The following is a 24,646-nucleotide window of genomic DNA, read 5'->3' on the forward strand; positions in this document are numbered from 1 at the left end:
GTTGTCCACAGCTGGCCCCTCGACCCGTTGTGCCGCCGCACCCCCGACCGCGACGGTGGAAGCCGGGCCACCCACGGCCCGCACCGACGACGGGGAGAACGCATGACGGGGGAACGACCGCTGGTGGTCGCCGCGGACGAGACCGTGCTCGACGAGATCCTGCGCGTGGCCGCGGTCGCGGGCTGCGAGCTCGACCGGGCACCGGACCTGACGGCGGCCCGGAGCCACTGGGCCCGCGCGCCGCTGGTGGTGCTCGACGAGGAAACCGCGCGGCTGCCACCCACGCTGCCACGGCGTCGCGGCATCGTCCTGGTCTGCAAGGGCAGCCCGGGGCCGAAGACGTGGAAACACGCGTTCGAGGTCGGCGTCGAGCGCGTGATCTCGTTGCCGGACGAGGAGACGGAGCTGGCGGGCGCGTTCGCCGACGTCGTCGAAACCCCGGCCGAGCAGGCCGGCCTGGTCCTGGCGGTGGTCGGCGGCCGCGGCGGCGCGGGCGCGTCGGTCTTCGCGACAGCACTGGCCTTGGCGGCCGACTGCGACCCGGGCGGCGCCCTGCTGGTCGACTGCGACCCCCTGGGTGGCGGTCTGGATCTTTTGCTGGGCTTGGAAAAGTCCCCCGGCCCCCGCTGGTCGGAGGTGAAGCTGACCGGCCGAGTCTCGGTGACATCACTGGCAGCGGCCCTCCCGAAACAGCGCCACCGCGGCGGCAGCCTCCCGGTCCTGGCGTGCGGCACCGAGGGCGAAGGCCCGGAGGCGAAGTCGCTGTCGGCGGTCCTGGCGGCAGGTCGCCGCGCGGGCCGCACGGTGGTGTGCGACCTCCCGAGAACGTTGACGGAGGCGGCGGCGAGCGCGGTGAGCACGGCCGACCTGGTGGTCCTCCTGGCCCCGATCGAGTTCCGCGCCTCCGCGGCGGCCAAGCAGGTCCTGCACGGCCTGTCAAAACTGACGGCCCGAGTCGGGATAGTCGCATGTGGACGGTCCAGGACAGGAGTATCCCCAACTCGCGCGGCAGGCATCCTCGGACCGCCTTTGCTGGCCTCGATGCTCCCGGAGCGAGGCTTGGCGATGGCCCTGGAGCGAGGCGAGTTCCCGACCAAACCCTCAGGCCCGCTGGCGGCAGCAGCAGCAAGGGTCCTGTCATTAGCCCACCGCGAAGCCCAGGCGGCGGCCTGATGAGAACGGCGAAGGATCTCCGCGGCCCGGTGCCCCCAACCAGAGTGAGCGACCTGTTGCTCCCAACCCTCCTGACCCTCGCCGGCCGCGGCCCGGTAAGCGCGGAGAGCTTCCTGCGGTCGCTGCCACCCCAGGCCACCCCATCTCGCCCGTCGCCGGGCACTCGCGTGATTGCCCCTCTCGCCGAGCCTCTCGACGATCCGCGCCCGTCGTCCGGAACCCGCGTGACGGCGCGCCTCGCCGAAGGTCCCTGCGATCCGAGCCCGCCCTCGGGTACTCGCGTGACCGCCAGCCTCACCGAAGCTCTCCACCATCCGAGCCCAGTCACCAGGCACCCGCGCGACAGCCGCCGACCGAGCCCCGAACCAGCACCAACCAGCCCCCAGGCGGTGAACCCATGACCACCGACTTCGTCGACCGAGTCCGCAACCGCCTCGCCGGCGACCGCCGCCAGGCCGACCCCGTCGCCGTCGCGACCGCAGTCCGGGCCGAAGCCGGCGGCGCCCTCGGCCACGACGCCGTGCTCGACGCCGCCCGCCAAGCCCGCGACGAGTTCATCGGCGCTGGCCCCCTCGCCCCGCTCCTCGACGACCCGTCGACCACCGACGTGCTCGTCACCGGCCCGAACGAGGTCTGGACAGACGGCCCAGAAGGCCTCACCCGCACCGGCATCACCTTCAACGGCGAAGAGTCCGTCCGCCGCCTGGCCCAGCGCCTCGCCCTCACCGCGGGCCGCCGGCTCGACGACGCACAGCCCTATGTGGACGGCTGGCTCCCCGGATCCGGCCCCCACGGCCGGATCCGCATCCACGCGGTCCTCCCGCCGATCGCCACGAACGGCACCTGCCTGTCCCTCCGCGTCCTCCGCCCGGCAACCCACGACCTCACCACCCTCCGCGAGCTCGGTGCCTTCGACGCGGCTGGCGCCCAGATCCTCGACACCGTCGTCGCGCGGCGGATGGCGTTCCTGGTCACCGGCGGCACCGGCGCGGGCAAGACGACACTCCTGGCCGCGCTGCTCGGCGCGGTCGACCCCGCCGAGCGCATCGTCTGCGTCGAGGACGCCGGCGAGCTGCAGCCCGCGCACCCGCAGTTCGTCAGCCTCGTCGCTCGACCGGCCAATGTGGAGGGTGCGGGCGCGGTCGGCCTGCCCGAGCTCGTGCGCCAGGCGCTGCGCATGCGCCCGGACAGGTTAGTGGTCGGCGAGGTCCGCGGCGCCGAGGTCGGAGCTCTGCTCACCGCGCTCAACACCGGCCACGACGGCGGCGCCTGCACCGTCCACGCCAACTCGCCGGCCGAAGTGCCCGCCCGCATCGAGGCGCTGGCCGCGCTCGGCGGTCTCGGCCGCGAAGCCGTCCACAGCCAGCTCGTCGCCGCGATCCGGGTCGTCCTCCACATGAGACGCGAGCCGGGCGGCCGACGGCGTCTCGCCGAAGTCGGGGTGCTCCGCGCCGAACACGGCCGCGCCCGCGTCGTGCCGGTGTGGCGCGCGGGGCGCTGGACCGTCGATCGCCACCTGTTCGTCACGACGGGAGCGCTCACGTGCTGACCCTCCTGATCGTGCGTTTTTTCGTGCTGGTGAACATCTTCCCGCGCCGGCGAAGGAGGCCACGATGATCACCGCGTGGCTCCCGCTGTGCGTCGGCGCGGCCCTGGCGTGCTGGCCCGCGGCCCCGACCCGGCTCCAAGCGGCGGTCGAGAAACCGGCGACGATCCGGATCCCCGACGTCTGGGGTGTCGTCCGGTGGCTGCTTCCCGCCGCGCTTGCCGGCCTGCTCGCGGGAGTCGGCGGCGCGCTGGCCGCAGTCGTGCTCACGCTGGCGTGGCGTCAGGAGTGGCAGTCCCACCGCCGCGGCGCCGCGGAGCTCGCGATGGCCGCGCACACCGCGACGGCGTTGCGCACGATGGTGGCCGAGCTCCGATCCGGCGCCCACCCGGTGACAGCGGCGGAAGCGGCCGCGGAAGCCGTCCCGGCCGTGGCCGGCGACCTTCGCGCCCTCGCGACGGCGGCCCGGCTCGACGGCGAGCTGCGCGCACCGGCCCTTCCGGAGCTCGCCGCCGCCTGGACGCTGGGCAAGCGCTACGGCCTGCCGATGGCCGACGTCCTCGACTCGGCCCGCCGCGACGCCGAAGCCGGCCTGGCCTTCGCTCGCCGGATGCGAGCGAAACTGGCCGGACCCCGCGCGAACGCGGCCGTGCTCACCGGGCTCCCGGTCCTGTGCGTGCTGCTCGGGCAGGTCATGGGCGCGGCGCCGCTGTCGGTCCTGGCCGGGAGCACGCCGGGCCAGCTGCTGCTGGTCGTTGGCAGTGTTCTGCTCTGGGCGGGGACGGCCTGGTGCCGCGCCCTCACCGGACGGGTGCGGATCCGATGAACGCGGCGGCATTCGTTCTCTTCGGCGGCGCCCTCCTCATCTGGCCAGCCGACGCGGCCGTCGCGCGGCGCTTCGACTGGCTGGCCGGTGGGAAGCAGCAACCCGCCCGCAAATGGCACCCGGCGATACCGGACATCGCGACAGCGCTGGGCGGCGTCTCAACGGCCTTGCTGATCGGCGGCCTGACCGGAGTGATCGCGGGCGCCGCCATCACGGCCACCGGGTGGTGGGCGATCCGCAGAACCCGCCGTCCGCGCGCCCCGACGATCGACATCGCGGTGAAACTGCGGCTGGCCGGAACGCTCGACCTCCTCGCGGCCTGCCTGCGAGCCGGCCTGCCGGTCTCCTCGGCACTCGACGCGGTGTCCGGCACGACGCCTACCGAGGCGGGCGCGGCCCTGCGTTCGACGGCCGGGCTACTCGCCCTCGGTTCCACGCCCGACGAGGCCTGGGCGCCGGTGCGGGAGGTCCCGGGCCTCGCGGAGCTGGCGGCGGCAGCGATCCGGACGTCCCGCTCGGGCGCCGCGTTCGCCACCGCGGCCGCCGACCTCGCGACCCGCTTCCGCGACGAGCTGGACACCGGCGCGGAGGAACGAGCCGAGCGCGCGGGAGTAGCCCTCGCGCTGCCGGTCGGCCTCTGTTTCTTACCGGCCTTCTTCTGCCTGGGCGTGCTGCCGGTCGTCCTGGGCCTCGCCGGACGTCTCGGCCCGCTCTTCTGACCCACGCACGAACAACGAAGGGAATCCCATGCGCGCGTTCCACCACAGCCCCGGCTCCGACGACGGCTCCACGACGGTCGAGTACGCGATCGTCACGGTCGCCGTCGCGGCGTTCGCCGCTGTCCTCTACACCTTGCTCACCGGTGACTCGGTGGTGTCGTGGCTGACGAGCCTGGTCATGAAGGCACTGACGGTGCCCTCGTGAGCCGCCGCGACGAAGGCTCGGTGACGGTCGAGGCAGCGCTCGGCCTGGCGGGTCTGACCGTGGTCGCGGTGCTGCTCTTAGCCGGCCTGACGGTCCTGACGGGTCAGCTGCGCTGCACGGACGCGGCCCGCGAAGCAGCGCGCCTGCTGGCAAGAGGCCAGCCCGCCGAAGCGGCATCGGCGGTCCACACGATCGCCCCACCGGGCGCGAACCTGGACATCCACCAGACAGGCGACGCAATAACGGTAAGGGTGACAGCCCAGCCGGCCGGCGGCCTGCTCCCGGCCATCCACCTGGACGCAACTGCCTACGCGATGGCCGAGCCGGGAACGGGGGCCACCGATGCAACAGGCTGACCGACGGCCGCGGCGTGCCGAGCAGGGCCAGTCTCCAGACGACCACGACGACAGTGGAGTGGCCACGATCTGGACAGCCATGGCGGTGGCAGCGCTGACCGGCATCGCGGTCCTGGGCTGCTGGCTGGGCGCGGCGGTCCTCGCACGCCATAGGGCAGAAACAGCAGCGGACCTCGGCGCCCTCGCGGCGGCCTCACACGCGTCGGAGGGACCCATCAGGGCGTGCGAGCGAGCCCGGTGGATCGCGGACCGGATGGAAGTAGCCCTCCTGACCTGCCGATGGCAACGCCTCGACGCCCTGGTCGAAGTCCAGGCCCCGAGCTTCGCCTTGGCGGGCTTACCGGGCCCATCCGCCCGCGCCCGAGCCGGCCCCACCGGCCGCGCGCCGTGACCATCGCGCCGGTGCCAGCCCCACCAGCGGCGCGCCGTGGCCATTGCGCCCCGCGCTGGCCCACCGGCCGCTCGCCGTGAGGCCCCGCGCTGGCCTCACGGGCGGCTCGCCGTGACCATCGCGCCTCGTGCCCGCGCTGGCCTGACCGGCGGCGCGTCGTGACCATCGCGCCCCGCGCTGGCCCCACCGGCCGCGCGCCGTGACCATCGCGCCCCGCGCCCGCCTCGGCCTCACCGGCCGCTCGCCCTGACCATCGTGGCCCGGGCCCGCACCCTCGGCCAGCCCGGCCGTCCACCCGCCCCCGGGCCGGGCCGCCCGCCGCGTCCCTTCACAACCGCGCTAGCGGCTGGCCATCTCCCGCGGTCGGGCCCTGTTCGCCTGCCGGATCCACCCCGCGACCACCAGCTACCCGGCCCCCGGAGCCTCGACGCCCCACTCACCGGGACCCCCGCCCACCGGACGCCGACCGGTCGGTATGCGGCGATGACCGGCTGATCCGCCGGACCCGGCGATGAGCGGCGGATGGTCACGGGCAGCGGTCGCCAGTGCACGGCGAGCGGTCGAAAAAGCTGCCCACCTGGGCCGATAGGCGGTACCGCTGCCCCCGCGGGCTCCTTCTCCGACGTGGGCTCCCCGCGACGAACGGTCCGTGTGCGGTCGCCGCTCACCGTCGATCTGCGCCGCCGGGTTCGGTCCGGCGGTTCGGGCTACTGGGCGTTCATCGCCCAGTAACCACCGGTTGTCGCGCGGGGGTTCCGGGCAATGTGCAACTTGCCGTTAAGTGAGATGTGCGACACCACGACAGCGTTTAGCTCCGGGGTCGCGGAGAACCGGAACCTAAGGCAGGAAGACAATGTTGGACGCGAATTGGCCGGACAGCTGGCGGGGCGCCTTCCGCATCGAACTGCGCGCGGAGGCGATCGGACTCGCCTGGCGTGGCTGGCCGGTGCTCCCGGGCGCCAACCCCGCTCCGCTCACCGACGGCGACGACCTCACCTGGCGCCGTCCGGTCCCGGCCAGTGACGCCTGGCGCGAGCAGATCGGCACCCACGCCCACGAGGTCGCCACCTGGTTCTCCGACCGCACCCACAGCCTCCTCGTCGCCACCGGCACCGTCCTCGACGCCATCGAGGTCGACGACGAGCTCGGCAAGCGCGCCTGCCGCCTGCTCCGCACCCTCGGTCACCCGGCGCCGATCATCGCGCTGCCGAACGGCCGCTGGCTCTTCCTCACCACCGTCGCCGACCGCGTGCCGGCCGAGCTGGCCGCCGAGGCCACGATCCAGTGGCACGGCAAGGACAGCTGGATCCCGCTGCCGCCGTCGCCGTTCCAGCACGGCGTTGTGCACTGGCGCGTCAAGCCCGAGGTCTGCGGCTGGCAGCTGCCGGACGCCGCCGAGGTGCAGGACGTCCTCGTCCGAGCCCTGGCCGGCGCCGACGCCGCGCAGCTGGTCCCCATGACTGCGGCCTGACCCACCCCGAACCACCGCCATCGGCCGGTCCCAGCCCGGCCGCGGCGGAGCAGGACACAACTCCATGAACCACCAAGTGGCCGTTCTAGGCACCGTGTAGACGCAACGCCCCGAGCACGGTGTCCAGGACTGCCACCGCACCCGCCTTGTCCAGCGGATCGTTGCCGTTCCCGCACTTCGGCGACTGGACGCAGGACGGGCAACCCGTCGGGCACTCGCAGGAGACGATCGCCTCCCGCGTTGCGGCCAGCCACGGGACAATCGCGGCATAACCGCGTTCGGCAAATCCCGCACCCCCGGGATGGCCGTCATGCACGAACACCGTCGCCTCCCCGGTGTCTTCGTGCCACGCGGTGCTCACCCCGCCGATGTCCCACCGGTCGCACGTAGCGAACAGCGGTAGCAGGCCGATCGCCGCGTGCTCGGCGGCATGCAGGGCACCGGGGACCCGTGCCGGAACCAATCCGGCACCCCCCGGTGTCCTGCCACCCTCGCGAGTGGGCCCCCGACCGCTCGCCAGGGTTTCCTCCCCGGTCCCCACCGGCCCCGCAGATTCGGTCCCCACCCGATGGCCCCCGGTCCCCGCCTCGCCATCGGCTGAAGACGCGAGCAGCTCCGCCGAGACCGTGTACCAGACCGCCCGCGTGCGCAGGCTCTGCTCCGGCAGATCCAACGCGGTGTGGTCCAGCACCTCTCCGGACGGCCGCCGCCGCAGGTAGCCGACCACCTGCGATGTCACGGCCACCTCGCCGAGGCAGACGCTCACCCCGCCGAAGTCCTGCTTCTCGGCAGTGCTCAGCACCGCGATGTCCACGATCTCGCGTGGAGTTGTCGTCCAGTCGGGGTTCTCCGAGTGCACCATCGCCAGCCCGGTCTCCAGGTCCAGCTCGTCGACGACGTACGACGACCCCTGGTGCAGGTAGACGGCCCCCGGATGCACGGCGAAGCACGCCGAACCCGGGTCGACCGTGCCGAGCATCCGGCCGGAGTCCGACTCGACGACCGCGATCTGCTCACCGCCGGTGCCGCGGATGCCGACCTCGGCGTGCGGCCGATCCCGCGACGTCCAGTACCACCCGCTCGACCGGCGCCGGAGCAGCTTCTGCTCAGCCAGCTCGGTCAGCACCTCCTGGGCCGCCGCGCCGCCGAACATCTCCAGCTCGGGAACGGTCAACGGCAGCTCGGCGACGGCGCACGCGAGCTGCGGCGCCAGCACGTACGGGTTCGCCGGGTCGAGCACCGCCGTCTCCACCGGCCGGTCGAGCAGCGCCGCCGGGTGGTGCACCAGATAGGTGTCGAGCGGGTCGTCCCGCGCCACAAAAACCACCAGCGCCGAGTCGCCCGAACGGCCGGCCCGCCCGGCCTGCTGCCAGAACGACGCGAGCGTGCCCGGGTAACCGGCGAGCACCACCGCGTCCAGCCCCGCGATGTCGACGCCGAGCTCCAGCGCGTTGGTCGTCGCGACGCCCAGAAGCCGTCCCGACAACAACGCCGACTCAAGTGCCCGGCGCTCTTCAGGAAGATAGCCGGACCGGTATGCCGCAACGGTTTCCGACAATCGAGGGTCCACTTCGGACAGTATGCGACGCGCGCCCAGTGCGGCCAGCTCCGCGCCCCGCCGCGACCGGATGAACGCCAGCGAGCGGGCGCCCTCGACCACGAGGTCGGCGAGGATCCGCGACGTCTCCGCGCCCGCCGAGCGCCGGACCGGCGCGCCGTTCTCGCCGGTGAGCTCCTCCAACAGCGGCGGCTCCCACAACACGACGGTCCGGGCACCGCGCGGCGACGCGTCTTCCGTCACCGCCTCACACGAAACCCCAGTGAGCCGCGAAGCGAACGAAGCAGGCGAAGCCGTCGTCGCCGAGGCGAGCACGAACACCGGCGACGCGCCATAGTGCTCGGCTACGCGCCGAAGCCGGCGAAGCAGCAGTGCGACATGAGAGCCGAAGACACCGCGATAGCTGTGGCACTCGTCGACGACCACGCAGCTGAGCCGCCGGAAGAACTGCGCCCACCGCCCGTGCTGCGAAAGAATCCCGCGGTGCAGCATGTCCGGGTTGGTGAACACCCAGTTCGCGTGCGCCCGCACCCAGTCGCGCTCCACCATCGGCGTGTCCCCGTCGAACGACGCGGCCCGGACTCCCGGAACGTCCAAAGAGGACACGGACCGCAGCTGGTCGGCGCCCAGCGCCTTCGTCGGGGACAGGTACAGCGCGTTCGCCTTCTCGCCCGCGGCGAGCCGGGACAGCACCGGCAGCTGGTAGGCCAGCGACTTGCCCGACGCCGTGCCGGTCGAAACCACGACGTGACGACCTTCGTACGCGTGCGAAGCGGCTTCGGCCTGGTGCGCCCAAGGCGCCGAAACGCCGCAGTCACGCAGCGCAGTCACCACGGCCGGATCGGCCCACGACGGCCACTCTGCGTAGCGCGCGTTCCGGCCCGGCAGGTCGGCCACGTGCGTGACCGGGTTCTCGCGCGCCGGGATGCCGGCGGTCACCCGCCCCAGCAGCCGCCGCCCCCGTGAGTCGTCCACCAGCCGAGCTTGGCACAGGGGTCCGACAGTTCTCGCATCTCGGAGCGATCCCCAGCTACGCCAACGGATCGGCGATCGAGTGATCGATCAAGTGAGGAGCCTCACAAGGTAACGGAATGTACCGTCACCGGGACGGCGTGAAGACGCTGGTTGCGATACCAATACACTCCCGCAATCCACACCCTCTGTGGTGAGCGTCATGTGAGACGTGCGTTGCTGCCCGGCTAGCGTGTCGCTCCGTACAGGGTCCATGCCAGCGTCGGCCGTGTCGAACCCTCGGCCTGCCGTCGACGCCGGCGCACGCGACGTCTCCTGGAGGACGAATGTCACGGCAGTTCCTTGCGGAGGGCGGGTCCATCACGCTCTCCGGAAGTGGCTACACGATTGTCGGTGTAGTCGCCGTGGTCGCGCTTGCCGCACTCGTCATCGGCTACGTCCTGCTCAAGGAGGTGCTGGCCGCAGGCCAGGGCACCGCCAAGATGCAGGACATCGCCAAGGCGGTGCAGGAAGGCGCGGCTGCATACCTCAAGCGCCAGCGGAACACTCTCGCCATCTTCGGCGCGATCGTGTTCCTCTTGCTCTTCGCACTTCCCGCCGACGACTGGAACGAGAAGATCGGCCGGTCGCTCTTCTTCCTGGTCGGCGCCGGGTTCTCGTTCGCGATCGGCTACCTCGGCATGTGGCTGGCGACGCAGGCGAACCTGCGCGTGGCCGCCGCGTCGCGCGAGGAAGGCGGCCGTGAGATCGCCATGCGCGTGGCGTTCCGCACCGGTGGTGTGGTCGGCATGATCACCGTCGGTCTCGGCCTCTTCGGTGCCGCGGTCGTCGTGCTGGTCTACACCGGCCAGGCGCCCAAGGTGCTGGAGGGCTTCGGTTTCGGCGCCGCGCTGATCGCGATGTTCATGCGTGTCGGCGGCGGCATCTTCACCAAGGCCGCGGACGTCGGCGCCGACCTCGTCGGCAAGGTCGAGCAGGGCATCCCGGAGGACGACCCCCGCAACGCCGCGACCATCGCGGACAACGTGGGTGACAACGTCGGTGACTGCGCCGGCATGGCCGCGGACCTCTTCGAGTCCTACGCCGTCATGCTCGTCGCCGCGCTGATTCTGGGCAGCACCGCCTTCGGCGTGCACGGCCTGATCTTCCCGCTGATCGTGCCGGCCATCGGCGTCATCACCGCGGTCATCGGTGTCTACATCACGAAGGCGCGCGCGGGTGAGGGTGGCCTCGTCACGATCAACCGCTCCTTCTACATCTCCGCGGTCATCTCCGCGGTGCTGTCGGCGATCGCGGCGTTCGTGTACCTGCCGAGCAGCTTCTCCGACTTCGGCGCGGGCTTCGAGAACTCGGGCAACCCGGCGGTCATCGCGACCGTCGCGGTGATCATCGGCATCGTGCTCGCCGCGGTCATCCTGAAGCTGACCGGGTACTACACCGGCACGGAGTACAAGCCGGTCAAGGACGTCGCGCAGACGTCGGAGACCGGTGGCGCGACCGTCATCCTGTCCGGCATCTCGGTCGGTTTCGAGTCCGCCGTCTACACCGCTCTCGTGATCGGCGCGGCCGTGTTCGGTGCGTACCTGCTCGGCGGCGGCGTCGCGCTGTTCGCCGTGGCGCTGGCCGGCACCGGCCTGCTGACCACCGTCGGCGTCATCGTCGCGATGGACACCTTCGGCCCGGTTTCGGACAACGCGCAGGGCATCGCCGAGATGTCGGGCGACGTCGACGAGAAGGCCGCGCAGATCCTCACCGAGCTGGACGCGGTCGGCAACACCACCAAGGCCATCACCAAGGGCATCGCGATCGCCACGGCGGTCCTCGCGGCGACGGCGCTGTTCGGCTCCTACTCCGACGCGATCACGAAGACGCTGACGGGCATGGGCAACGGCGTGGTCACCGGCATGGACGCGGCCAAGTCGTTCGTCAACACGATCGTCAGCCCGAACACGCTGGTCGGCGTGATCGTCGGTGCGGCCGTGGTCTTCATGTTCTCCGGTCTCGCGGTCAACGCGGTGTCCCGGGCCGCCGGCGCGGTCGTCTACGAAGTGCGCCGCCAGTTCCGCGACATCCCGGGGATCATGGAGGGCACCACCCGTCCCGAGTACGGCAAGGTCGTCGACATCGTCACGCGCGACTCGCTGCGTGAGCTGACGACGCCGGGTCTGCTGGCGGTCTTCGCCCCGATCGCGGTCGGCTTCGGCCTGGGCACCGGCGCGCTCGCCGGCTACCTGGCCGGCGCGATCGCCTGCGGCACCCTGATGGCGATCTTCCTCGCCAACTCCGGTGGCGCGTGGGACAACGCGAAGAAGCTGGTCGAGGACGGCAACCACGGCGGAAAGGGCTCGTCCGCGCACGAGGCCACCATCATCGGTGACACCGTCGGTGACCCGTTCAAGGACACCGCCGGCCCGGCGATCAACCCGCTGATCAAGGTGATGAACCTGGTCTCCGTGCTGATCGCGCCGGCCGTCGTGCAGTTCTCGATCGGCCCGGACGAGAACGCCGCGGTGCGCATCATCATCTCGCTGGTCGCGGTCGCCGTCATCGTCGCGGCGATCGTCGTTTCGAAGCGCCGGGGAACGGTCCTTTCCGACACCCCGACGGAGATCAAGGCCTGACGGCCTGAAGCAGCACCCGGGCCCGGCACGCAGCGTCGCGTGCCGGGCCTGTGCTGTGTCAGGTCATCCCACACTGGCCCGGCGACTTGCGAAGCGGCACCGAGTCGGTACCGTCGGGCCGTCCGGGACGTCGTCGAGCAGGAGGTGTGCAGGTGCGGCCGCGGTCAACCGTCTTCGCCGCTCTGACCACGACGATCACGATCGGCCTCGCCGGCTGCGGGCAGCAAGCCACGCAGACGCCGGCGCGGGACCAGGGTTCGTCGGTGACGACCGTGGTGCCGCAGGCCGATCCCGCGGCGAGATGGGCGGACGGCTACTGCGGCGCGGTGACCCACCTGGTCCGCGCGCTGGCGGAACTCCCCACCGTCGACCCGAGCACGCCGCAGCAGGCGTCTCGGACGTCCAGTGACCTGCTCTCCTCGGTGGTCGGCGGGCTCGACCGGAGCCTCGCCGGGCTGAACGCGCTCGGCGCGCCGCCGGTGCCGTCCTCGGACGGCGGCCGCAAGGACGTCATCGCGCAGCTCGCCGAGATCCGGGCGCAGGCCGAGGCCGCGCGCCGGCGCATCGACGCCGTCCGTGGTGACGCGGGCGCGACGAAGGACGCTCTGGGCGAGGCCAGGGTCACGCTGGACCGCATCGACGCGCTCGACTACCTCCGGGGCCTCAAGGGCGTCCCCGTCCTCGCAGCGGCCGAACAGCGCGCGGAGAGCTGCCGCCTGCTCGATCAACCACCTCGGTGAAGATCGGCGTGACCCTCGCCACGAATCGAACTTGTGTTCTAGTATGTCCCGGTGGATCGGACGATCTCGCTCTTCTCCGCTGAGGCCAGCGGGCCGGGTCTGGGTGACCTGGCCGGGCTGTTGTGCTGCCACGGCCAGATCACCGGCTTCGGGCGCACCGCCGCGCGGCTTTCAGTGGTCGTCGAGGAGCCGTGGCGGGCGCACATCCTCGCCCGTGAACTCCGTCAGCGCGGTGCGGACGCGCAGGTCTCGAAGGCCGACTGCGGCAGCCCGCAGGTCCGGACGTCGTTCCGGGTCGACCTGCTCCCGCTCGCGCTGAGCTGGCTGCGTGAGGGCTGCGCGGGCCCGGCGGAGGACGACTCGGGCAAGGCGGTGCCGGCCGGTTTCCGGCTGAGCGGGGCGATGCTGCGGATGTGGGCGCTGGCCGGTGGCCGGCCGGGCACGCAGGGGTATCTCCTGGCCGTCGACCCGCTGGCGCCCGGCATGCACGAGCGGCTGGTCGAGGCGCTGACGCCGTTGGGCGTCCTGGCGAAGCTGACCGGCCCGAAGGCCGAGGTCCCGGCCGTGAAGGTCACCGGGAAACGCAGGTTGGAGGCACTGCTGGAACTCATCGGGGAGCCGCCGCCGGGCGCCGAAGCGGCGTGGCCCGGCGCGGCGCCGCAGCCGGTCTCGCACCCGGAAGCCGTGACGAGCACGGCTTGACCGGGTGCGAGAGCCGAGTCAGGGCCGGGGCAGCGTGCAGCCGGCCTGGGTGAGCGCGATTTCGTTGGCCGCGGTCAGGCAGGCGGGGATGCCGTAGGTCTCCTGGCCGTAGTTCGTCTTGTAGTGCACGGTGACGTTGCCGGCCTGGTCGACCTCACACGGGTTGTTCTCCGTGCAGCGCTGGCCGTCCTCGTTGCCGGTGTTGTTCACGCCGACGACCTTGCCGCCGGAGACGATCGGCGAGCCCGACGTGCCGCCGATGGTCTGGCAGGCCGAGGTGTAGCGGATGGAGTCCTTCCAGGTCCAGCTGCCTTCCTTGAGCCGGTAGACGAAGCCGTCGATGTTGCAGGAGTAGATGCGCTTCCAGTAACCGGAGACGACGTCGATGGCGGCGCCGGCGGTGGGGTGCGCGTTGGACAGCTCCAGCGGCGAGATCCCGTAGCTGGACTTGATTTGCGCGTAGGTGGTGGTGAGCTGGTAGAGCGACACGTCGGTGTCGGTCATCGTCCCGTAGACGATCTTCTTCGCCCGGAGCGTGGCCGTGTTGCCGCCACTCGCGTTGAGCAGCGTGAACGTCCGGCTGGACGTCCGGTTGGTGATGACCTGGCCGGGGCCGGGGAAGCCGGTCTCGAGGCAGTGCCCGTTGGACATGACGAGCGCGGGTGCGGTGTCCGGCGTCGCGGCCGGTTTGACCACCGAACCCGAGCAGTTGGACAGCGCCACGGTGCCGGCGAAGTTCGCCGCGGCGGCGCTCGCCGGAGTGACTCCTAGTAATACTGTGGCGGTCACGGCGGTGAGCAGGGCGCCGAGGAGGCGTCGGGTCATGGCGGATCCTTTCGGCTGGACGGGGAAACCAGTGAAGCGTTGACCTCCCCGTGCCCACCACCGTCGAACGGAGGGTATCCGGACGGTCACGCGCTAGGCTGCGCGGGACGTGGCCGAAATCACGTGCCCGGTGTAGAGAGGAAACATCGCCGAGGTCAGCGGCGATGCGGTGGACACAGGCTCAGCGGCGTGTTGGGCCACCTCCGCGCCGTCCGGGCCGGAAGAGCGTGCACACTGGCAGGTCGAAGACGCGGGCCCGATGCCCCCGGGGCAGGGCCTGGTCCCGATCGCGGGACGAGATGAGCGGAGAGCAGGACAGCGTGGCAGGAGCACGGACCAAGAAGAACGGAGCCGGGGCGGACAACGGCGCCGGGCACCGGCGGCTCGTTATCGTCGAGTCGCCGACCAAGGCCCGCAAGATCGCCCCCTACCTCGGCGGCGGGTACGTCGTCGAGTCCTCCGTCGGGCACATCCGCGACCTGCCGCGTGGTGCCGCCGACGTGCCCGCCCAGTACAAGGGCGAGTCCTGGGCACGCCTCGGCGTCGACGTCGACAACGACTTCAAGGCCCTCTACGTCGTGACCCCGGACAAGAAGTCCAAGGTCACCGAGCTCAAGAGCCTGCTCAAGGACGTCGACGAGCTCTACCTCGCGACGGACCCCGACCGCGAGGGCGAGGCCATCGCGTGGCACCTGCTCGAGACGCTCAAGCCGAAGGTCCCGGTCCGCCGGATGGTCTTCCACGAGGTCACCGAGCAGGCCATCCGCGCGGCCGCCGACTCGACGCGTGAGCTGGACGCCGACCTCGTCGACGCCCAGGAGACCCGCCGCATCCTCGACCGCCTGTACGGCTACGAGGTCTCGCCGGTGCTGTGGAAGAAGGTCATGCCGAAGCTTTCGGCGGGCCGCGTGCAGTCCGTGGCGACCCGGATCGTGGTCGAGCGGGAGCGCGAGCGGATGCGCTTCACCTCGGCGTCGTACTGGGACGTCTCGGCGACGATGGACGCCGGCGAAGAGGCCTCGCCGCGCACTTTCGGGGCGCGCCTGGTCGCCGTCGACGGCGCTCGCCTGGCCACCGGCCGCGACTTCGGCTCGGACGGGCAGCTCAAGGCGTCGAACAACGAGATCCGCGTGCTGGCCGAGGCCGACGCGCGGCGCCTCGCCGAGGGGCTCAAGCAGCGTGACTTCAAGGTCTCGAGCGTCGAAGAGAAGCCGTACACGCGGAAGCCGTACGCGCCCTTCATGACCTCGACGCTGCAGCAGGAGGCGGGCCGCAAGATGCGGTTCACCTCGGAGCGCACGATGCGGATCGCGCAGAAGCTGTACGAGAACGGTTACATCACCTATATGCGTACCGACTCCACGACGCTGTCGGAGTCGGCGATCTCGGCGGCGCGCAGCCAGGCCACGCAGCTGTACGGCAAGGAGTACGTCTCGCCGTCGCCGCGCCAGTACACGCGCAAGGTCAAGAACGCGCAGGAGGCGCACGAGGCGATCCGGCCGTCGGGCGAGGTCTTCCGCACGCCGGGCCAGGTCGCGAGCGAGCTGGACACCGACGAGTACCGCCTCTACGAGATGATCTGGCAGCGCACGATCGCGTCGCAGATGGCGGACGCCAAGGGCACCACGATGTCCGTGCGCATCGTCGGCAACGCGGCTTCGGGCGAAGAGTGCACCTTCGCCGCTTCGGGCCGCACGATCACCTTCGCGGGCTTCCTGAAGGCGTACGTCGAGGCCGTCGACACCGAGACCGGTGGCGAAGCGGACGACAAGCAGAGCCGCCTGCCGGTGCTCGAGAAGGACCAGGACCTCACCGCCACCGAGCTGAACCCGGACGGCCACACGACGTCGCCGCCGGCGCGCTACTCGGAGCCGAGCCTGGTCAGCAAGCTGGAAGAGCTGGGCATCGGGCGTCCGTCGACGTACGCGTCGATCATCAAGACCATCCAGGACCGCGGCTACGTCTGGAAGAAGGGCTCCGCGCTCGTTCCGTCGTGGGTCGCGTTCGCCGTGATCGGCCTGATGGAACGGCACTTCGAGCGGCTCGTCGACTACGACTTCACCGCCGGCATGGAAGACGAGCTCGACCGCATCGCGGCCGGCAACGAGCAGCGCGCGCAGTGGCTGTCGAAGTTCTACTTCGGCGGCGACATGGGTGTCGACGGCTCGATCGGCCGCCTGGGCGGGCTGAAGAAGCTCGTCGAAGGCAGTGTCGAGGACATCGACGCGCGGGAGATCAACTCGATCCCGCTGTTCAGCGACGCCGACGGCCACACCGTCGTCGTCCGGGTCGGGCGCTACGGGCCGTACCTCGAGCGTGAGGTCGACGGCGAGTCGCAGCGCGCGAACCTGCCCGAGGACCTGCCGCCGGACGAGCTCTCGCAGGAGATCGCGGAGAAGCTGTTCGCGACCCCGCAAGAGGGCCGCACGCTGGGCAACGACCCGGTGAGCGGGCACCCGATCGTCGCGAAGGAAGGCCGTTTCGGGCCGTACGTGACCGAGGTGCTGCCGGAGATCGAGATCCCCGAGGACGCCACGGCCGCCCAGAAGAAGGCCGCCAAGGCGAAGGCGCCGAAGCCGCGTACGGGTTCGCTGTTCAAGTCGATGGACATCGAGACGATCACGCTCGAGGACGCGCTGAAGCTGCTTTCGCTGCCGCGGGTCGTCGGCAAGGACCCGGAGTCCGGTGACGAGATCACCGCGCAGAACGGGCGCTACGGGCCGTACCTGAAGAAGGGCACGGACTCGCGCTCGCTCTCGACCGAGGACCAGCTGTTCTCGATCACCGTCGAGGAGGCGCTGAAGATCTACGCGGAGCCGAAGCAGCGTGGGCGGTCCGCGACGGCGAAGCCGCCGCTCAAGGAGCTCGGCGAGGACCCGGTGTCGAAGAAGCCGATGGTGGTCAAGGACGGCCGGTTCGGCCCGTACGTGACCGACGGCGAGTACAACGCCACCTTGCGCAAGGGTGACGACATCGACGAGCTGACCGCGGAGCGCGCGTCCGAGCTGCTGGCGGAGAAGCGGGCGAAGGGACCGGCTCCGAAGCGGAAGGCGCCGGCGCGCAAGCCGGCTTCGACGACGGCGAAGACGGTCAAGGCGGGCACGAGCAAGACTTCGAAGGCCGCGGCCGCGAAGTCGACCACTACGAAGCGTTCGACGGCGACGAAGACGAAGTAGCCACCGCACTCGCTCACGAAGGCCTCCTCATCGGCTGATGGGGAGGCCTTCGTGGTCTCCGGCCACACTTTCGGGTGACACTTCGAACGAATGTTCGGGAAATTGTCGGTGGTCCCGGGTTCCATGAACGCGTGACCACAACACCACGCACCGTGCACACGGTGACCAGCAAGATCCTGAAGCCCGTCCGAGCGGCCGCCGCGGCGTCGTCGTCGGCTGCCGACCTGTTCGACGCGCTGCCTGGCTTCGCCGGCAGTGGCGGCGTCTGCGGCGTGGCTGTCGCGATGTCCGAGGCGCCGTGGACGTCGGCGTTCTTCGACGACCGGAAGCGGTTCGGCGTCGCCGGGGAGGGACTGCGGCTGTCCGGGCCGTCGTCGGGTTCGGTCCCGGAGCTCCTCGGCCTGGCGTTCACGCGGCTGCTGCCCTGTTCGCCGGCGCCGGGCGAGGGGCTGTGGCTGGACGCCGACGAGCGCGGCGTGCTCGAGCCCGGGCAGGAGTGCCTGATCCTCGACCTGATGGACGACCTGCGGCGGCCGAGGCGCGGCACGGTCCAGATCGACGTCGCCCTCGGCGCCGCGGAGGGCCCGCGGCGGCCGTGGGAGATGCTGGCGTTCGTCGACGACGACCGCGGCCGGCACCTCGCGGTGCTCGGCAGACGCGAGGGTGGCCACCGCCGGTTCTGGTGGCTGCCCGGCAGCGTGGAGCGGCTCGCGGAGTTCGTCGAGGGGCGGGTGCCGGAGCATGCCTGAGCCGCTCGGCGACCGCTCACCGAACGACCTCACCCTGTCGAACATATGTGCGAGAAATTGTCGGTGCCAGGGTGTTCAATCTAGGGGTGAACAACTCAGTCGCCGTCTTCGACGTCATCGACGAGGTCATCGCACCGCTGTCGGCCGAGGTGCCGGAGCGGCCCTCGGTGATGGAGTTCTACGACCCCGAGTTCGAGATCCCGCCGGTGCTGGCGGAGACCGGACCGCTGCCGGGCCGTCGTTCTTCGCCGTCCTCGAGCCTCGCCGACGAGGTGGAGCAGTACACGCGGTTCGTCGCCGGGATGTCCGCGATCGGCCTCGCGCCGGGCGGCGAGGTCACGGCGGAGGCCGTCGGGCTGTACCGCGCGTTGCGGGGCGGCTTCATCCGCGGCGTGGTGACCGGCGTCTTCCCGGCCCGCGACGAGCCGTGGGAGGTCCGGTTCTTCGGCGACGAGGACTACACCACGGTCCTGCACAAGCTGGGCAACCGCGCGCGGCTGCGGTCGGGTTTCCTCAGCGAGCTGCCGGGCTGGGTGTTCGACGGCCTGCCCGACCGGCCGCCGGGCCCGGGTGGGCTCGTCCGCATCGAGACCGACGAGGGCGGCCTGATCCCGCGCGGCTGCGAGCGGGCGGTCGCGCAGATCCGCGAGTGCGCGGCCCGTCCCCGCCTGGGCACGGTGCTGGTCGACCTCGCGGTGCGTGACGCGATCTTGGCCGAGTACCCGCACGGCGCGTTCGGCCTGGTCGACAACGACCTCGGCCGCTACCAGTTCAGCGCGGCGGTGGGCCGCACCGGCCGCTGGACGGTGACGTGGGGTCCAGCCTCGCGAAGCACGGCGGAGCAGTGGATCGTCGAGGCGGTGCAGAGCCATGCCTGAGCAGGAGGCGGCCGAGCCGGCGGTGCTGGGCCTCACGGTGCGTGACGCGATCCTCGCGGCGGCGGAGCTGATCAGCGACGTGCCGATACCGCGTGGCCCGGCGGCGGCGGCCGGTCCGGGCGAGGCTGGGAGGCGACCGGGAGAGGAGGTGCGAAGCCATGGTTGAGCGCACGGCGGCCCGGGAGCTGCTGGAGCTGGCGGCCGGGCCGGTGCTGGCGGCGATGCCGGACCGCGAGCCGGTGGACCGGCTGTACAACCCGGAGGTGAGCGACCACGACATCCTGGTCCACGGCCCGGTCTCGGACGACCCGGCGGACCTGATCGCCGAGATCGAGCGGCACACGGCGTGGGCCGCGTGGATCGAGGGCACCCCGTTCGGCGAGGCGGGCGAGCTCAACGAGCTCGGCTTCGAGGTGGTGTCGCTGATGCTGCGCGGTTCGGTCCGGGCGGCGCTGTGCGGCGTGTTCGACGAAGGCCCGGAGACGGCGGACATCCGGTGCTACGCCGACGGTGAGCGCGCGTTCATGCTGGGCTCGCTGCCCGGCCGCACGGCGATCCACCTGGCCGACTTCGAGGAGCTGCCGGAGATGCTGGTGGCCGAGCTGCCGGACGCGCCGTTCGGCAGCTCACCCCGCCCGATCTGGCTCACGGTCGACAAGGACGGCCTGGTCCACGACGGCCAGGAAGAAGGCCTGGGCGCGATGCGCGAGCTGCTGGCCCGCCCCCGCTCGGGCACGGCGGTCCTGGACATGCTGGCGTTCGGCGGCCTGTGCGCGGAGTTCCCCGACCACGGCTTCGTCCTGATCGACACGGACCTGGGCCGCTTCGCCCTGGCGGCCCTCGACCGCGGCGACGGCCGCCGCCAGCTGGTCCTGAGCCCCTTCAGCCGCACCATGCTCCGCGACTGGTGCCGCAAGATGATCGACCTAGGCCAAGAGGAGGTGCAGGAGTAGCGCGCGGCGCCTGGCCGCTCGGCGACGCGGCAGGCGCGGCGGATGGGTCGGCGGCCGCGCGGCGGATGTCGGCCGACCGGCGGTGGTCCGGCACGTGCCGGGTTCGGCGCGCGCACTCCGCTCGGTGTCTGCGCCGCCGCAGAGGCAGCCGGGGTCGCGCCCGGCGACCAGAGTCGCCGCCGCCGGGCCACGCCGCTCCGCCTCCGCCGATGCGCGGCCGCGCTGGCCCGCGCCGATCTGCCTCCGCCGTGCTGCCACCGCCGATGCGCCGCCGCGTGGTCTCCGCCGCCGCGCTGGCCCGCGCCGATCCGCCGATGCCGCTGCCTCCGCCATCGCGCTGCCCCCACCGCTGCGGGCTTCGCAACCGTCGCCGTCACCCAACGTTCTCGAACCGAACTCCAACCACCCCCATGACCACCCCGAGCACCACCCGGCAAACTGGCCACTGGCCATCCCGTCGGCCAGCCCCGCCGGCAAGCCGATGTGATCGGACTCACTACAATCCGTCACCATTGGCGGTCGACCGAGTCACCGGCAGGCTGGACACTGCAGGGGGTTCGGGCACAGGCTTGCGCTGCGTGACCGACCCTCCATTGCAGACAGAGCCATTGGGCGGATGCGTTATCCGCCATCGTCGCTACCCTGGAAAGGCGAGGACATTCAGTAGTGAGGTGGTCACCATGAGCGCGAACGGTGAGGCTCCCTTCTTCAATGCCCCCGAGCTCACTCAGCGCGACGGCACTCTGTCCGAAGCACCAGGCGAGACGTTCGCGGACCCGGTCTCCGGACTAGTCACCGCGGCACCCGAGCCCCGCCCCGCGATGGCGAACGGGCACGAGCCCGCCGCCATCCAGGTGGCCGGGCCGGTGCAACACGACGAGGAGGCCGTGCGCCGGATGGTCGAGGAGGCCCTCCGCGAGGAGGAAGCCAAGGCTCCGGCGGCGATCCCGCCCGCGGGCACCACGAGCACGGCCGGCGAAGGTGCCGGCTCGCCGCCCGGGGTGCTGCCGCGGCAGCGCAACCGGCGCCGGACCTGGCCGACGCGGGCGCCGCAGATCCCGCGGCCCGCTCGGCAGCAGGCGCCGGCCGACGACGACTTCGACGAAGACCTCGAGGTCGTGCCGGTCAAGCGGCGCAAGCTGCCGAAGATGCCCGCCATGTCGATGCCGGCCTTCAACCGGCCGTCGTCGAGTGCGGCGGGCGTGATCCTGGCGGTCGCGTTGCTGATCGTGTTCGGTTTTGTCGCGATCGAGATGGTCTCCAGCCTGGTCAGCAGCGTGACCGGACTGTTCGACTAGCGTTCCTCCGCTGTTCCCCACCCCACCGGCACCACGGGGGCGTCCGCGCGGCAAGGGCCGATCGGGCTACCCTGGCTTCACGGTCGGGCTACCTCACGAGGGCGTCCGGCATGGCCGTGACTAGTGGGGTGGGCGTATCAGCGAGGGCGTGCGATCGGTACCCGGGGCCGGCCCGGGTGGGTCGTCGGGCGCCGAGGCGTCCACGATCAACCGGGTCCGGCGGGTACTGGCGATCAAACCGTTCCGGCGCCTCTGGGGCGTCACGTACCTGTGCAGCGTGGCCGACTGGCTGAACATCCTCGCCCTGACCGGCCTGGCCACGAAGCTGACGAACAACTACTTCGCCCAGAACTTCGCGTTTGTCGGCGTGGTGCTCACCGGTCTCGCCCCGGGCCTGCTGTTCGCGCCGGTCGGCGGGCTGCTCGCGGACCGGTTCGACCGTCGCAAGGTCATGGTCGTCGCCGACCTGCTGCGGTGCGGGTTCCTGCTGTCCATCGCCTTCGTGAGCGCGCCGTGGTGGCTGCTCGTTGGCAACTTCCTGGTCGGCAGCGCGGCGAGCATGTGGATCCCCTCGAAAGAGGCCGCGGTCCCCAACCTGCTCCGCCGCCCCGACCAGGTCGAGACGGCGAACCAGCTCGGCATGGTGATGACCTACGGCCTGGCCGTCGTCACCGCGGCCGGCGCGAACGCGATCCTCACCGGCATCAACACGAACTTCCTCCACGTTCCCGGCGAGGACACCAGCCTCCGCATCGCGAAGCTGGTCGTCATCATCACCGCCCTGCTCTACCTGGCCAGCGCGATCCTCATCGCCACCCGGATCCCCGAGCTTTCGCTGCGCAACGTCCACTCGCTGCCGGAACGGAAGGTCAAGCCGGCCGACGAGGAAAAGCTCGGCATCGGCACGATGATCGCCGACGGCTTCCGGTTCATCCGCACCACGCCGCTCGTGCGCGGGCTGCTGGTCGGCGCGTTCGGCGCGTTCGCCGCCGGCGGCGCCGTGATCGGCTCGGCCAAGCCGTACTCCTCGAGCCTGCTGGCCGGCGACTCGGCGTTCAGCCTCCTCGTGCTGGCCGTCTTCGTCGGCCTCGCCTCCGGGATGGCGTTCGCGCCCAAGCTCTCCCGGCGGCTCCCGCACGACCGGCTGTTCGGCGTCTCCATCATCGCGGCCGGGCTCTCGCTCGCCCTGGTGGCGCTGTCGCCGCACCTGTCGATCTCGCTCGTCACCGTCGTCCTGGTCGGCTTCTGGGCAGGGACGGCGTTCCTCACCGGTGTCACGATCATCGGCTCCCGCGTCGAAGACGCCATCCGCGGCCGGATCAACGCGATCTACCAGCTGATGATGAAGCTCGTGCTGTTCGGCACCACGGTCACCGTCCCGGTGCTGGTCGGTGTCGTGGCGAAGCGCACCATCAACGTCTGGGGCAGCCCGGTCACGATCGACGGCACCCGGCCGATCATGCTCGCCGGCGCCGCGATCGCGCTGATCGCCGGCTTCTTCGCCTACCGGCAGATGGACGACAAGCGCACCGAGCCGATCCTGTCCGACCTGCGCAACGCGCTGCGCCGCACGCCGAGGCGCGTCAACGGCTTCCTGATCGCCGTCGAGGGCACCACCGCGATCAACACCGCGATCCAGGCCGTCAACCTCGCCGACTGGATGCGCGGTGGCACGCGCCCGGTCGTCGTCGCCGCGGATCCGGCGCTGGACGACAAACGGCTGACGGCGCTGGTTTCCGGCGCTTCGCTGACCGGGGCGCGCGCGCAGGCGCTGGCCGCCGCGGCGGTGCGGGCCGACATCGTCGAGCGGCACGTCCAGCCGGCGCTCGACGCCGGTTCGGTGGTCGTCATGGAGCGGTTCGTCGACTCGCCGCTGGCGCACCTGTCCGCCGTCGCCGGGCTCGACAGCGACGAGCTCGAAGGCCTCGCCGACTGGGCGACCGGGCGGCTGCGCCCGGACCTGACCGTCCTGCTCGACTCCGCGCCGCCCGGGGCGCCGCGCGACAAGGCGGCCACGATGAACGACCAGTGGCGCGTCCAGCACCTGCTCAGCGAGATGGCCGCGGCCGACCCGGATCGCTACGTCGTGATCGACGCCGACGGCACCGATGCCGAGGTGGCCGAGCGCATCCGCACCGCGCTGCGCGCCGTCTTCGTCGGCCGGCTCGCCGCGCTGGCGCCGACGGCGGACCAGCCGTCGACCCTTCCGCTGGACTTCGAGGACACCCTGCCCGTCGAGACCGCGAAAGAGCCTCGCGTGGAGGCGAAGTGACGACGACCGAACGCATCGGCGTCTGGAACCACGTGGTCGGCCAGGAAGCCGCGGTCGAAACCCTGACGGCGGCCGCGTCCGCCGCGGCGAAGATCGTCGCCGGGGAACCGGCGCCGCCCGGCGCGATGACCCACGCCTGGCTGATCACCGGCCCGGCCGGGTCCGGCCGCTCGGTGGCCGCGCGGACGTTCGCCGCGGGCCTGCAGTGCAGCACCGGCACTGGCTGTGACGCCTGCCCCGGCTGCCACACGACGATGGCGGGCACCCACGCCGACGTCCGGCTCGTGGTGCCGGAAGGCCTGTCGATCTCGGTCGCCGAGATGCGCGCGCTGGTCCAGGCCGCCGCGCGCCGGCCGACCACCGGCAAGTGGCAGGTCGTGATCATCGAGGACGCCGACAGGCTCACCGAGGGCGCGTCGAACGCCTTGCTGAAGGCCGTCGAGGAGCCGCCGGACCGCACGGTGTTCCTGCTGTGCGCGCCGTCGGACCACCCCGAGGACGTCTCGGTGACGATCCGTTCGCGCTGCCGCCTGGTGACGCTGCGGACGCCGCCGCCCGAGGCGATCGCGGACGTGCTCGTGCGCCGTGACCACGTCGACCCGGAACGCGCGCAGTGGGCCGCTTCCGTGTGCGGCGGCCACGTCGGCCGCGCGCGGCGGCTCGCGACCGACGAAGCCGCGCGTCAGCGGCGGGCGACCGTGCTGCGGATCCCGCTGGGCCTGCGCCGGCCCGGTGACGTCTTCACGTGCGCCGACCAGCTGATCAGCGCGGCCGAGGCCGACGCCGGTGAGGCGAGCAAGGGCCGGGACGAGGACGAGCGCAACGAGCTGCGCACGGCGATGGGCGGCGACGGCGTCGGCAAGGGTGTCGCCGGCGCCAAGCGCGCCGCCGAAGCCGCGGTGAAGCAGCTGGAGAAGAAGCAGAAGTCCCGCGCCACGCGCACCCAGCGCGACACGCTGGACCTGTCCCTGATCGACCTCGCCGCGTTCTACCGCGACGTCCTCGTGACGGCGACCCGCTCGGGCGCGACGCTCAACCACCCCGACCACGCCGACCAGATCGCCGAAGCGGCGTCGTCGTGGACGCTGGAGTCGACGCTGCGCCGCCTCGAAGCCGTGCTGGAGTGCCGCGAGGCGATCGACCTGAACGTGAAGCCGCGCATCGCCGTCGAAGCGATGGTGACGACGCTTCGCCAGGGCTAAGAGAAACCCGCCA

General features: G+C 71.7%; 21 protein-coding genes. 19 read left to right on the forward strand and 2 right to left on the reverse strand.

All coding sequences use genetic code 11. The features are described from left to right. Positions 1–102 precede the first annotated feature (102 nt). The 8 genes from ssd (at position 103) to ACZ61C_RS00420 (ending at position 6,687) form a co-directional block, all read left to right on the forward strand. Positions 103–1,173 carry a septum site-determining protein Ssd gene (gene ssd / locus ACZ61C_RS00385; protein WP_465301242.1) on the forward strand — a complete coding sequence of 357 codons (1,071 nt, stop codon included), beginning with the start codon at positions 103–105 and terminating at the stop codon, positions 1,171–1,173. Between the two features lie 397 nt (positions 1,174–1,570). Continuing rightward, entirely contained in the window at positions 1,571–2,722 is a 1,152-nt protein-coding gene (locus ACZ61C_RS00390; RefSeq protein ID WP_465301244.1) for a TadA family conjugal transfer-associated ATPase, read from the forward strand. Positions 2,723–2,786: 64 nt separating this feature from the next. Next, positions 2,787–3,545: a type II secretion system F family protein gene (locus ACZ61C_RS00395; protein ID WP_465301246.1), complete on the forward strand. Its 759-nt coding sequence runs from the start codon at positions 2,787–2,789 to the stop codon at positions 3,543–3,545. Next, entirely contained in the window at positions 3,542–4,264 is a 723-nt protein-coding gene (locus tag ACZ61C_RS00400; RefSeq protein ID WP_465301248.1) for a type II secretion system F family protein, read from the forward strand. Before ACZ61C_RS00395 ends, ACZ61C_RS00400 begins: the two co-directional genes overlap by 4 nt. 28 nt (positions 4,265–4,292) lie before the next feature. After that, the gene (locus tag ACZ61C_RS00405; protein ID WP_465301250.1) at positions 4,293–4,469 is read left to right on the forward strand and encodes a DUF4244 domain-containing protein; all 177 of its coding nucleotides are present in this window, start codon (positions 4,293–4,295) and stop codon (positions 4,467–4,469) included. 20 nt (positions 4,470–4,489) lie between these two features. Beyond that, entirely contained in the window at positions 4,490–4,825 is a 336-nt protein-coding gene (locus tag ACZ61C_RS00410; RefSeq protein WP_465302714.1) for a TadE family type IV pilus minor pilin, read from the forward strand. After that, positions 4,812–5,216 (forward strand): Rv3654c family TadE-like protein, encoded by a 405-nt coding sequence (locus ACZ61C_RS00415; RefSeq protein WP_465301252.1) that lies wholly within the window; start codon positions 4,812–4,814, stop codon positions 5,214–5,216. Before ACZ61C_RS00410 ends, ACZ61C_RS00415 begins: the two co-directional genes overlap by 14 nt. An 853-nt stretch (positions 5,217–6,069) precedes the next feature. Next, positions 6,070–6,687, forward strand: coding sequence for a bifunctional DNA primase/polymerase (locus tag ACZ61C_RS00420; RefSeq protein ID WP_465301254.1), 618 nt, complete (start codon positions 6,070–6,072; stop codon positions 6,685–6,687). Positions 6,688–6,772: 85 nt separating this feature from the next. On the opposite strand, the gene ACZ61C_RS00425 is transcribed toward ACZ61C_RS00420, so the two are convergent. Beyond that, positions 6,773–9,184, reverse strand: coding sequence for a DEAD/DEAH box helicase (locus ACZ61C_RS00425; protein ID WP_465302716.1), 2,412 nt, complete (start codon positions 9,182–9,184; stop codon positions 6,773–6,775). Positions 9,185–9,543: 359 nt separating this feature from the next. Between ACZ61C_RS00425 and ACZ61C_RS00430 the strand changes: the two genes are divergently transcribed. From ACZ61C_RS00430 to ACZ61C_RS00440, 3 genes are all read left to right on the forward strand, one after another. Beyond that, the gene (locus tag ACZ61C_RS00430) at positions 9,544–11,838 is read left to right on the forward strand and encodes a sodium-translocating pyrophosphatase (RefSeq protein WP_465301256.1); all 2,295 of its coding nucleotides are present in this window, start codon (positions 9,544–9,546) and stop codon (positions 11,836–11,838) included. 152 nt (positions 11,839–11,990) lie between these two features. Continuing rightward, positions 11,991–12,578, forward strand: coding sequence for a hypothetical protein (locus ACZ61C_RS00435; RefSeq protein ID WP_465301257.1), 588 nt, complete (start codon positions 11,991–11,993; stop codon positions 12,576–12,578). A 51-nt stretch (positions 12,579–12,629) separates the two neighbouring features. Continuing rightward, positions 12,630–13,280: a hypothetical protein gene (locus ACZ61C_RS00440; RefSeq protein ID WP_465301259.1), complete on the forward strand. Its 651-nt coding sequence runs from the start codon at positions 12,630–12,632 to the stop codon at positions 13,278–13,280. An 18-nt stretch (positions 13,281–13,298) separates the two neighbouring features. On the opposite strand, the gene ACZ61C_RS00445 is transcribed toward ACZ61C_RS00440, so the two are convergent. Continuing rightward, the gene (locus ACZ61C_RS00445) at positions 13,299–14,105 is read right to left on the reverse strand and encodes a S1 family peptidase (protein WP_465301261.1); all 807 of its coding nucleotides are present in this window, start codon (positions 14,103–14,105) and stop codon (positions 13,299–13,301) included. 320 nt (positions 14,106–14,425) lie between these two features. On the opposite strand from ACZ61C_RS00445, the gene topA reads away from it, so the two are divergent. From topA to ACZ61C_RS00485, 8 genes are all read left to right on the forward strand, one after another. Continuing rightward, positions 14,426–17,281: a type I DNA topoisomerase gene (gene topA, locus ACZ61C_RS00450; RefSeq protein ID WP_465301263.1), complete on the forward strand. Its 2,856-nt coding sequence runs from the start codon at positions 14,426–14,428 to the stop codon at positions 17,279–17,281. A 161-nt stretch (positions 17,282–17,442) separates the two neighbouring features. Then, on the forward strand, positions 17,443–18,030 hold the full coding sequence (locus tag ACZ61C_RS00455; protein ID WP_465301265.1) for a hypothetical protein: 588 nt from the start codon (positions 17,443–17,445) through the stop codon (positions 18,028–18,030). Positions 18,031–18,116: 86 nt separating this feature from the next. Further along, on the forward strand, positions 18,117–18,908 hold the full coding sequence (locus tag ACZ61C_RS00460; protein WP_465301267.1) for an ESX secretion-associated protein EspG: 792 nt from the start codon (positions 18,117–18,119) through the stop codon (positions 18,906–18,908). Then, a complete protein-coding gene (locus tag ACZ61C_RS00465) occupies positions 18,901–19,074 on the forward strand; it encodes a hypothetical protein (protein ID WP_465301269.1) in 174 nt (57 codons plus the stop codon). Before ACZ61C_RS00460 ends, ACZ61C_RS00465 begins: the two co-directional genes overlap by 8 nt. Then, positions 19,067–19,861: a hypothetical protein gene (locus ACZ61C_RS00470; protein WP_465301271.1), complete on the forward strand. Its 795-nt coding sequence runs from the start codon at positions 19,067–19,069 to the stop codon at positions 19,859–19,861. The genes ACZ61C_RS00465 and ACZ61C_RS00470 overlap by 8 nt, the downstream gene beginning before the upstream one ends. 680 nt (positions 19,862–20,541) lie before the next feature. Then, positions 20,542–21,159 carry a hypothetical protein gene (locus ACZ61C_RS00475; RefSeq protein WP_465301273.1) on the forward strand — a complete coding sequence of 206 codons (618 nt, stop codon included), beginning with the start codon at positions 20,542–20,544 and terminating at the stop codon, positions 21,157–21,159. Positions 21,160–21,307: 148 nt separating this feature from the next. Beyond that, the gene (locus ACZ61C_RS00480; RefSeq protein ID WP_465301275.1) at positions 21,308–23,431 is read left to right on the forward strand and encodes a bifunctional MFS transporter/dTMP kinase; all 2,124 of its coding nucleotides are present in this window, start codon (positions 21,308–21,310) and stop codon (positions 23,429–23,431) included. Beyond that, positions 23,428–24,633 (forward strand): DNA polymerase III subunit delta', encoded by a 1,206-nt coding sequence (locus tag ACZ61C_RS00485; RefSeq protein ID WP_465301277.1) that lies wholly within the window; start codon positions 23,428–23,430, stop codon positions 24,631–24,633. Before ACZ61C_RS00480 ends, ACZ61C_RS00485 begins: the two co-directional genes overlap by 4 nt. Positions 24,634–24,646: the final 13 nt, after the last annotated feature.

This window comes from Amycolatopsis sp. NPDC104587, from assembly GCF_055583645.1.

Excerpts from the sequence above, each read along its gene's own strand:
- ACZ61C_RS00475 (WP_465301273.1), top strand. The coding sequence starts at position 20,542 with ATGAGCGCGAACGGTGAGGCTCCCTTCTTCAATGCCCCCGAGCTCACT.
- ACZ61C_RS00420 (WP_465301254.1), top strand. The coding sequence starts at position 6,070 with ATGTTGGACGCGAATTGGCCGGACAGCTGGCGGGGCGCCTTCCGCATC.
- ACZ61C_RS00465 (WP_465301269.1), top strand. The coding sequence starts at position 18,901 with ATGCCTGAGCAGGAGGCGGCCGAGCCGGCGGTGCTGGGCCTCACGGTG.
- ACZ61C_RS00445 (WP_465301261.1), bottom strand. The coding sequence starts at position 14,105 with ATGACCCGACGCCTCCTCGGCGCCCTGCTCACCGCCGTGACCGCCACA.
- ACZ61C_RS00470 (WP_465301271.1), top strand. The coding sequence starts at position 19,067 with ATGGTTGAGCGCACGGCGGCCCGGGAGCTGCTGGAGCTGGCGGCCGGG.
- ACZ61C_RS00430 (WP_465301256.1), top strand. The coding sequence starts at position 9,544 with ATGTCACGGCAGTTCCTTGCGGAGGGCGGGTCCATCACGCTCTCCGGA.
- ACZ61C_RS00390 (WP_465301244.1), top strand. The coding sequence starts at position 1,571 with ATGACCACCGACTTCGTCGACCGAGTCCGCAACCGCCTCGCCGGCGAC.
- ACZ61C_RS00395 (WP_465301246.1), top strand. The coding sequence starts at position 2,787 with ATGATCACCGCGTGGCTCCCGCTGTGCGTCGGCGCGGCCCTGGCGTGC.
- ACZ61C_RS00400 (WP_465301248.1), top strand. The coding sequence starts at position 3,542 with ATGAACGCGGCGGCATTCGTTCTCTTCGGCGGCGCCCTCCTCATCTGG.
- ACZ61C_RS00415 (WP_465301252.1), top strand. The coding sequence starts at position 4,812 with ATGCAACAGGCTGACCGACGGCCGCGGCGTGCCGAGCAGGGCCAGTCT.
- ACZ61C_RS00405 (WP_465301250.1), top strand. The coding sequence starts at position 4,293 with ATGCGCGCGTTCCACCACAGCCCCGGCTCCGACGACGGCTCCACGACG.
- ssd (WP_465301242.1), top strand. The coding sequence starts at position 103 with ATGACGGGGGAACGACCGCTGGTGGTCGCCGCGGACGAGACCGTGCTC.